This window comes from Streptococcus azizii, assembly GCF_001984715.1.
In the GTDB taxonomy this organism is placed as follows: domain Bacteria; phylum Bacillota; class Bacilli; order Lactobacillales; family Streptococcaceae; genus Streptococcus; species Streptococcus azizii.
Genome location: NZ_MSPR01000033.1, coordinates 1 through 7,830, shown reverse-complemented (window position 1 = coordinate 7,830; position 7,830 = coordinate 1). Strand labels below are relative to the sequence as shown.

Annotated in this window: 5 protein-coding genes and 1 pseudogene; 1 reads left to right on the top strand and 5 read right to left on the bottom strand. The window is 45.0% G+C overall.

The window, feature by feature from the left end:
* The 4 genes from BVE84_RS10110 to BVE84_RS10090 form a co-directional block, all read right to left on the bottom strand.
* Positions 1–2,159: DNRLRE domain-containing protein (locus tag BVE84_RS10110; protein WP_135017502.1), on the bottom strand; the 2,159-nt coding region annotated here is incomplete at its 3' end.
* Positions 2,143–2,772 (bottom strand): hypothetical protein, encoded by a 630-nt coding sequence (locus BVE84_RS10105; RefSeq protein ID WP_076996870.1) that lies wholly within the window; start codon positions 2,770–2,772, stop codon positions 2,143–2,145. The genes BVE84_RS10105 and BVE84_RS10110, both read right to left, overlap by 17 nt.
* A complete protein-coding gene (locus tag BVE84_RS10100; RefSeq protein WP_244157406.1) occupies positions 2,769–3,467 on the bottom strand; it encodes a class B sortase in 699 nt (232 codons plus the stop codon). The genes BVE84_RS10105 and BVE84_RS10100 overlap by 4 nt, the downstream gene beginning before the upstream one ends.
* Positions 3,468–3,890: 423 nt before the next feature.
* Positions 3,891–4,676, bottom strand: a complete 786-nt coding sequence (locus BVE84_RS10090; protein ID WP_076996868.1) for a MerR family DNA-binding transcriptional regulator — start codon at positions 4,674–4,676, stop codon at positions 3,891–3,893.
* Between the two features lie 102 nt (positions 4,677–4,778).
* Here BVE84_RS10090 and BVE84_RS10085 point away from each other — a divergent pair, with 102 nt between their 5' ends.
* Positions 4,779–6,683, top strand: a complete 1,905-nt coding sequence (locus BVE84_RS10085; RefSeq protein ID WP_076996867.1) for a heavy metal translocating P-type ATPase — start codon at positions 4,779–4,781, stop codon at positions 6,681–6,683.
* Between the two features lie 458 nt (positions 6,684–7,141).
* Here BVE84_RS10085 and BVE84_RS10080 read toward each other — a convergent pair.
* Positions 7,142–7,618, bottom strand: a pseudogene (locus BVE84_RS10080) (group II intron maturase-specific domain-containing protein); the annotation flags it as partial.
* Positions 7,619–7,830: the final 212 nt, after the last annotated feature.

The window sequence follows — 7,830 nt, the reverse complement described above, 5'->3', positions numbered from 1 at the left end:
TCCGCCTTGGTCTTGTCATTCAAGGCTGGGGGATTATAGGGCTTGGTCGCATTCTGACGTGGATTGCGGATAAAGAGGGTGTTGTTTTTGACCAGAAGCATGTCCTGAATGCGGTTGTCATAGGCAATCTGGTTGAGGGGAACACCATAATAACTGGCAATCTTAGGAAGGGTGTCATACTGGGTCACCTTGTAAATCAGAAAGGGTTCGCTCTTCTTCTCTCCGCTTGTTTGACTATCCTTCTTACTTTCCGCATCGATGGTATAGAGGGTGTTGAGGGTTGGCTCAGTGAAGGGAACCAGGGTCTGCCAGTTGGATAGTTTGTCTCGGTACTTGGTCGTCCCTGCTTCAAAGGCAGACTCAAAGCCGCTGGTATTGGGATACTTGTAGGAATAGCTCGCAGGAGTATCGCCCTTGTAATCTTTAGAAGGCTCGCTCAAATGGTAGGTAACGGTGGCCCCTGGCGTGGTCACGCCATCCGCAAAGACTCCTTGGAATTGGAGCTTGCCTGTCTTGTCGGTCTTGACCATGGTCCGCAAATTGATAGTAGTATCACCCAAGGCATAGTTCATATCCACTGGGTCGGGGACTGACCAGTTGACCGTAATACTTGGGGCCTTGTCTGGAGTAAAACCAATTTGACCCGCATTTTCAGGAGTAGCTTCTGTCGTATAGAAGGCTCCGCCGTCTGCTCCTTCATCAGTCGCTGCCACCACTAGACCATGGTTGGGATAGAGCCCTTGAACCCATCCGTTTACGGTCTCACGGATATCAAAGCGGTGCATTTTCTCATAGCCTTCTGCCGCTGTCGCTTTGGCACTAATGGCATTCTCACCCGCAATTTCACGACCGATCGTTACGGAAGAATCCCAAGTGAGGGTATGGATGTCAAAAGCCTCTGTTAGGCGATAGGCTCCGAATTGTGTCCCTTGGTTACCAGGAGAGGTATATTGATAAAGATTAAGAGTGGCACTATCGATTTTAGCTTCTGAAGGAATATTCTTTTTGAAATCATAGTTGATGGTAAAGTAGATCCGAGCACGACCAATGTCCTTGACATCATCGCGACCTCCCAGTCCAATCATCTCTCGGTCTAAGTAACCGACATAGCCGTAGCCAGTACCAAGGTAACGACCATGAACCGTACTGGTGACAGCGTTTAAGATATTCTCCCGAGGAACGGTCACCGTCGGGTCAATCCGGACAGGATACTGGCGTTCTGGACTCGCCAACCACTCTTTTCCTGCAACAACGGTCACCTGATACTTGCCGTCTTTTTTGTCCAACTCCAAGGTCAAGTCTTGGCTGGTCGCCCCCTTACTGTCCACCATCATGGGAGCGGTCAGGACAAAGAGTATCTTAGATTTGCCCTTCTCACGAACCAATATTTGATGATTTTCAAGGCTGACATCATAGCTTCCAGCGTCCAGACCGTAGGTAAAGCGGTTCTTTCCTCCCCACTCCGCTAAGACAATCTCTTCCTTGACGCCATTTGACTGGACCGTATACTGGACATCGGTCTTGCCCTCCACGTTGTTATATAAAATGGCATTTTCCTCGACGGTGGCCTTGGCATAGGTCTTATCAAGAGGATAAAGAGAAATCTTCTCCTCTTTGTGAATGACATCAATCGGTGTCGCTTCCTTGACCTCGCTCGGCAAGACCACTCCTACTGGAGATTCCTTGGGGAGATAGTAGTGCTTTCCATCGGCATGGTAGGAGTAGAGTGACAGGTCCACCGGAACCTCCACCCCGTCTTGATCCCTATAGGTCTTGATATCGCTTCCAATATAGGTGACAAAATGAGTCTCGTCCACGCGGTAAAGTTGTTCCTGACCACTGACCGCGACAGGTTCTCCGTATTGGGCTTTTAAGGTAGCCTCTGCCTCTCCTTCTTCCCTCACTAGCTTGGGTTGTTGGAGGGCATCTCCGTCGTCTGTGGGAACAGCAGACGATTCACTGGGCGTGGGTGATTCGACATTGGCATTTTCAGAGCCAACCGTCTGCCTGTTTGCCTCTTCCAGGGCTTTTTTGTAGCTGTGTTCCGTCTGGCTCTGCTCTATAGCTTGACCAATTTCTTCCGCATACATAATCGGACTATTGGAAATCAATAAGGCGGCCAATAAGAACCAAGTCATCAACTTATGAAGTCGTTTCATGGGACGTCTCCTTTACGAGATAAGTAAAATAGTAGAGTGTAAAAATTAGGACAAGCGCATCAGTGAGTGACACGAGGACAGAACCAACTGTCGGTATCCAATAGTTGAGAAGAATCAGGCAAATAGACACGAGAACCACTCCTACTATTGGTAGCCATAGGTAGTTCCTTCTTTGTCTAATCGGTAAGTTCTTATGAATACTGGTCAAGCCAAAGCATAAGATGAGCTTTAGGACACTTTGAATGATGGTACTCGTTGCCCAGACACCCGTCTGCACAGCAGCGTAGGCAAAGCTGGTATGGTCGTACAAGAGTTGACCTATCCCGCCTATGACAAGACCAACAAGAGTGGCGCTCAATAGATAGAGCAAGATGAGTTTGGGTAGTCGCTTGTCAGAGCGGTGAAGTTTGTAAAACCAAGATACCAAGGGAAGGATTAGGGCTAACCCTACTACAAGAACAACGAGGCTTAGCATGAGTAGCAGGACAGGCAAGCCTCTGTCCATCGCCCAAGGCGAAACCGCTCCTGTATACAGCAGTCTCTGCCCCATTCCTAAGAGCAATAGGCCTAGAGATAATCTCCAAAATCTGGAGAGCTTCCATTTATCTATCATGTATCTATCCTTTCTGTAACAGTTCTCAATTTAGCAGTGACCACATAGCGATAGCTATCACTAGCAGCATCACAGGTGGATAAAATGAGCACCTTATCCTTTTCGCTATCGATGGACACCGGACGGAAGGCTCCACCATAGGTCTCTACTCGATCCTGCAGGGTATCGAGATAGTGCTTCAAGCCACTTCTCGTCCCTAGCTGAAAGCTATGAAAAAGATGATCATCTGTATAAGAGTGTGCAGCTACGACCTCATACTCATAGCGATGGTCTAAGGTATCAATCCTTATCAGAGTATGGTCTTTGAAAAACTGCTGATCCGCAAAATAGTCTAAGGAGCCAAACATAGACTCATCAGTTATGGCATGACCATAGATAATGGTGACAGGGTCTTCAAAGGTCTTACTATTCACTAATTCTGAAAAAATAGCACCGTAGTAAGTTTCATGGCCTTCCAAATCATGGGATAAATAATAACGATCATCACTCGGGTGTTGAGCAACTGGATAGTCAATCTTTGTCCCGTCAACTGTCAACCAAGCATAAACATCTGGGTTTTTATGAATATGTCGCTCTAACTGCTCAGAAGCTAACTGATCCAGTTCAGATTGTGTTAGTTTTTCTATTCCATAAAAGATGAACACAAACATCAATCCTAGCAGCAACAGTCCAACTACTTTCCTACATTTCTTCACTATCTCCTCCTTATCTTTTCTGCCTATCCTTCTTTTATTTTACCACAAAATTATCCTTAATTTAAGGATTCTTTAAGCCTATCGTCATTTTTTAGGACATAATACTCAATAAAAATCAAAAGTAGACTAGCTTTCACAATTAAGAATTGTGAAAGGTTGGAAATGAGATTAGCATCGCTAATTTCCTTATATCGAAGGCGAAGGTAGTTGAAATAGGAAAAGTCACGACTTTTCTCAATAGTTCCATCTTGTTTTAAGGGAACAGGCTGAAAACCTCCACTGGAGCTTTTCACTCACCGAGACTCTTGACGACGTATCCTTTTGATTTTTAAAGAGTATAAGCTCTTTGCTGAATCTCCTCCTTACTCTTATACTGTCTACAGCCTGACTCGTCTACACTGCATGTCGACTCTTGCCTCTGCCCTACTCCACAACATACCTCACTTCCAAGTGGGGATTTTCCAGTTTTAAGGGGCTTTCAAATGTTTCAAGCACTAAGACTTTCTTCACTCCTTCCTTAGCTAGAGTATCAAGCTCTGTAGCAATAGCATCTGCTTGTAAATGCTGGGCGTGGAGATGATACTGTGTCAGACACAGATAATGTTCACCTGCTTGCTCCTTCTGACACTCTCTAACCTTAATCGCTAAACGCTGTTGCCAGAGCCCATTTTCATAAGAATAATAACAACCGATGCGATTCCCATAGCTAGCCTCCCTCTCTTCAAGTAGGGGAAGATTTTTTTGAATAGCTTCATAATAGGAATAGGACAGCATGTCGCCTGAAAATGGAAACAGGAGGTAATCCTCTGCATGCTGAGTCAGGTGCTGGTCCCTCTTTTGGTCAATTTGGCTAGATAGCTCCAGTTGTGCCTGCAAAGAAGCAAGTAAGTCTTGATTATCAGCCAATTCCTTTGCCCTCTTAGCTAATTCTTCCTGCGCTGTAGTTAGTATAGCGGCCATGTCAATCTGCTGTCCCTCTAGTAAGAACATACCAAAATCTTTGAGCGGTAGCCCATACTGGGCACAGATTTTAATCACCTGAACGTAGGTGATATGGCTGTGAGAATAGTAGCGATAGCTGTTTTCAGGATTGACATAGCTAGGTTTTAGAATCCCAATGCTCTCATAGTAGCGAAGGGCTTTGATATGGACATCTGACAATTTGGCCAGCTGGCCGATAGTTAAAAAAGTTGAAAAATCTGGTATCATTCCCTTGACCTTCCCGTGACGGTATAGTTTATAGTATCAGTATAGCAAGGAAACAGTAAAAACTCAAACCTGCACACACCATTGGCTTAAAGGAGGCTTATCATGACACATTCTCACCATAAACTTACACAAAAGAAAAACATCTGGTCCAATCTTCCCTTTCCCACTAAGATGTATTTCCTAGGAATCCTCCTATTTATCCTTGGGCTGCTCCTTCCTGTTAGTCTAGGAGTACAGCAAATCAGCTCAACTTTGTCTATGCTTATCGCTGGTTACCATATCATGTGGGAGGGGATTGAAGACACGATTGAAAAAACAAAAGCAAAGAAATGGTTTACCCCCAATACTCATATCCTCATGACCCTAGCAACTATTGGCGCTGTTCTTTTAGGGGAGAGTACTGAGGCGGCCCTACTTATCTTCATCTTTGCAGGGGCCCATTTCTTAGAGGAATATGTAGAAGGTCGCAGTCAGCGTGAGATTACGAAGCTCCTAGCGCTAAACCCAACAGAAGCTAGGCTTATCAAAGACGATGGGCAGATTCAAGTCCTTCCAGTCGACCAACTGACCATTGGTGATCGCATCCAAGTTCTCAATGGCGGACAAGTACCGACTGATGGACGCATCATTGAAGGGACAACCTCTATCGACGAATCGACCATTACTGGTGAATCCATCCCTCGCGAAAAAACAGTAGGCGATGACGTTTTCGGATCAACGATCAATGGCTCTGGGGTCTTTATCATGGAAGTGACCAAGGATAGCTCAGAGACTGTTTTCTCAAAAATCCTTCAACTCGTTGAGGCTTCCCAAACCAATCTTTCTCCAACCGCGGCGCGTATCCGTGCCTTTGAACCCCACTATGTCAATCTTGTTATCCTGATATTCCTAGCGCTTATCTTAGGAGGTCCTACTCTTCTAAACTGGAGCTGGGCAGAAACCTTCCAGCTAGGTCTCACCTTTATGGTCTCGGCCTCCCCTTGTGCCCTAGCCGTATCCGCTGTTCCCTCTACGCTGGCTGGGATTTCTAATCTGGCAAAACAAGGAGTCCTTTTCAAGGGTGGTTCCTTCTTATCCAATCTGACCGATTTAAAAGCGGTGGCCTTTGATAAGACAGGGACATTGACAGAAGGTAAGCCAAAGGTGGTTGATTTTGACTTCGAGCAAGATAGCCTGGACAAGGGAGAACTACTCAGTCTTATCGTAGCCATGGAAAAACAATCCAATCACCCTTTAGCTACTGCTATCGTTAACCATTTCAGTGACTATGCGCTATCCCTCAAGGTTCCTGTAGAAAATCGCCCAGGAGAGGGGCTGGTAGCAAGCTACAGGGACAAGATCTACCGTATCGGAAAACCAAGTATTTTTACAGCTGTTGCCAAAAAATGGCAGGATATGAAAGAGGTGGAAGAAAAACGCGGTCGCACGGTTGTCTTTGTAGCGGTTGAGGACACGGTCATTGGCTTTCTGTCAATTCAAGACAGGCCGCAAGAAACAGCTATCGACGCCATCAACTATTTCAAATCCACCGGGGTCAAAACAGTTATGATCACAGGTGATGGGAAGCTGACTGGTCAGGCTATTGGCCGCGAATTGGGGATCGATCAGGTTGCAGCCAATATCATGCCTGAGCAAAAAGCCGAAATCATCAAGCAATTACAAGAAAGGAATGGTCTCACCGCTATGTTGGGAGACGGGGTCAATGATGCCCCAGCCTTGGCGACTGCCGATATTGGTATTGCCATGGGGGATGGGACAGATGTAGCTATTGAAGCAGCAGATGTCGTCCTCATGCAAAATAACCTTGAAAAATTGGTCAAGGCCCACCAATTATCCAAACGCCTCAAATCCAATATTACGCAAAATATCCTCTTCTCAATGGTCGTTGTCATTTTTCTCATTGTCATCACCTTCTGGACAAATCTGTCCATCTTGGCCAGTGTCGCCTTCCACGAAGGTTCAACCTTCCTCGTCCTCCTCAATGCTCTCAGGCTCTTGAAAGAGTAAGGTTCACTGAACCTCTAAAAACAAGCTCGCTTCGGAACTGATTGGTAGCGTGCTTTCGCTTTAAAATCAGATATAGGAATCACACAATACCTACAAACTACCTAGCAAACGAAGTGAGATTTTTAAAACTATTTCCCGCCCTAGTGACATAGGCTCGTTGAAACTCCTAAGGAGTTTGCTTGCCTCTGCTCTGCTTAAGGGAAATAGCAACAGATACCAAATAGAAATGAAAAGGCTGGTCCTGGGAACGTCCAATCCGATGTAACAAGTGGTATAAGCGTTCAGAGAATCCCCCATTTTTGTGTGGTAATCCCTATGGTAAGATTAACTGGCGTTTTCTTGCAGGTAAACCCACGGTGTAACAAATGGGGGATTCATATCTTGTCTATACAATCGAGTAGGGGTTAGTCTCTAACCTCTCTCACACCACCGTGCGTGCTAGTCTAGCACACGGCGGTTCAACTAACTTTTAACACATGCCGTTTAAGATAATAATCTAAGCACGAGACCAGTCCACGTTTTGCGAGGGCTGGTTTTGATATAGCACGTTTCAACACAGACTTATGAGCCACAAATTGATAATGGTCACCCCAACCTGATACTTTGTCCGCTATCCACCTTGGAACCCCTAGTTTAAGAAGGCCCCCACAGTCGCTTAGATTTCTTCTTCCATTGTTTCCAGAAACAACTCTAATTCGTGTCCTCAACCGTTCGTCAATCTCTGCTATAGCAGATTTCATATTCGTCAAGGCGAAATAATTTATCCAGCCTCGGATGCCCACGTTCAGTTGCTCAATTCGACTGTCTAGATCAATACTCCACTTACGAATCGTTAATTTCTTGAGTTTTCTCTTGAAACTCTGCACGCTGTCTCAATACGGACGACTTTTCCAGCCTTTAGATGATTTCTAGAACCCAAATCCTAGATATTTCATACTTAACAAAAATCAAAAAATCAACTTATAATAGAACTATGAAACTAACAATAACAACACAAATTAATGAATTGAAAGCTTACTTAACGCCTATTATAGGAACTTACCCGAATCGTGGGAGGTAAGCACATTAGGTAATATTATTAATCTCATTTCAGGTAGAGATTTACGTATCAATAAAATTATTGAGCAACCTGATTTAGAGGGTATAC

Coding starts and splice junctions, on each gene's coding strand:
- BVE84_RS10105 (WP_076996870.1), bottom strand. CDS start 2,772: ATGATAGATAAATGGAAGCTCTCCAGATTTTGGAGATTATCTCTAGGC.
- BVE84_RS10090 (WP_076996868.1), bottom strand. CDS start 4,676: ATGATACCAGATTTTTCAACTTTTTTAACTATCGGCCAGCTGGCCAAA.
- BVE84_RS10085 (WP_076996867.1), top strand. CDS start 4,779: ATGACACATTCTCACCATAAACTTACACAAAAGAAAAACATCTGGTCC.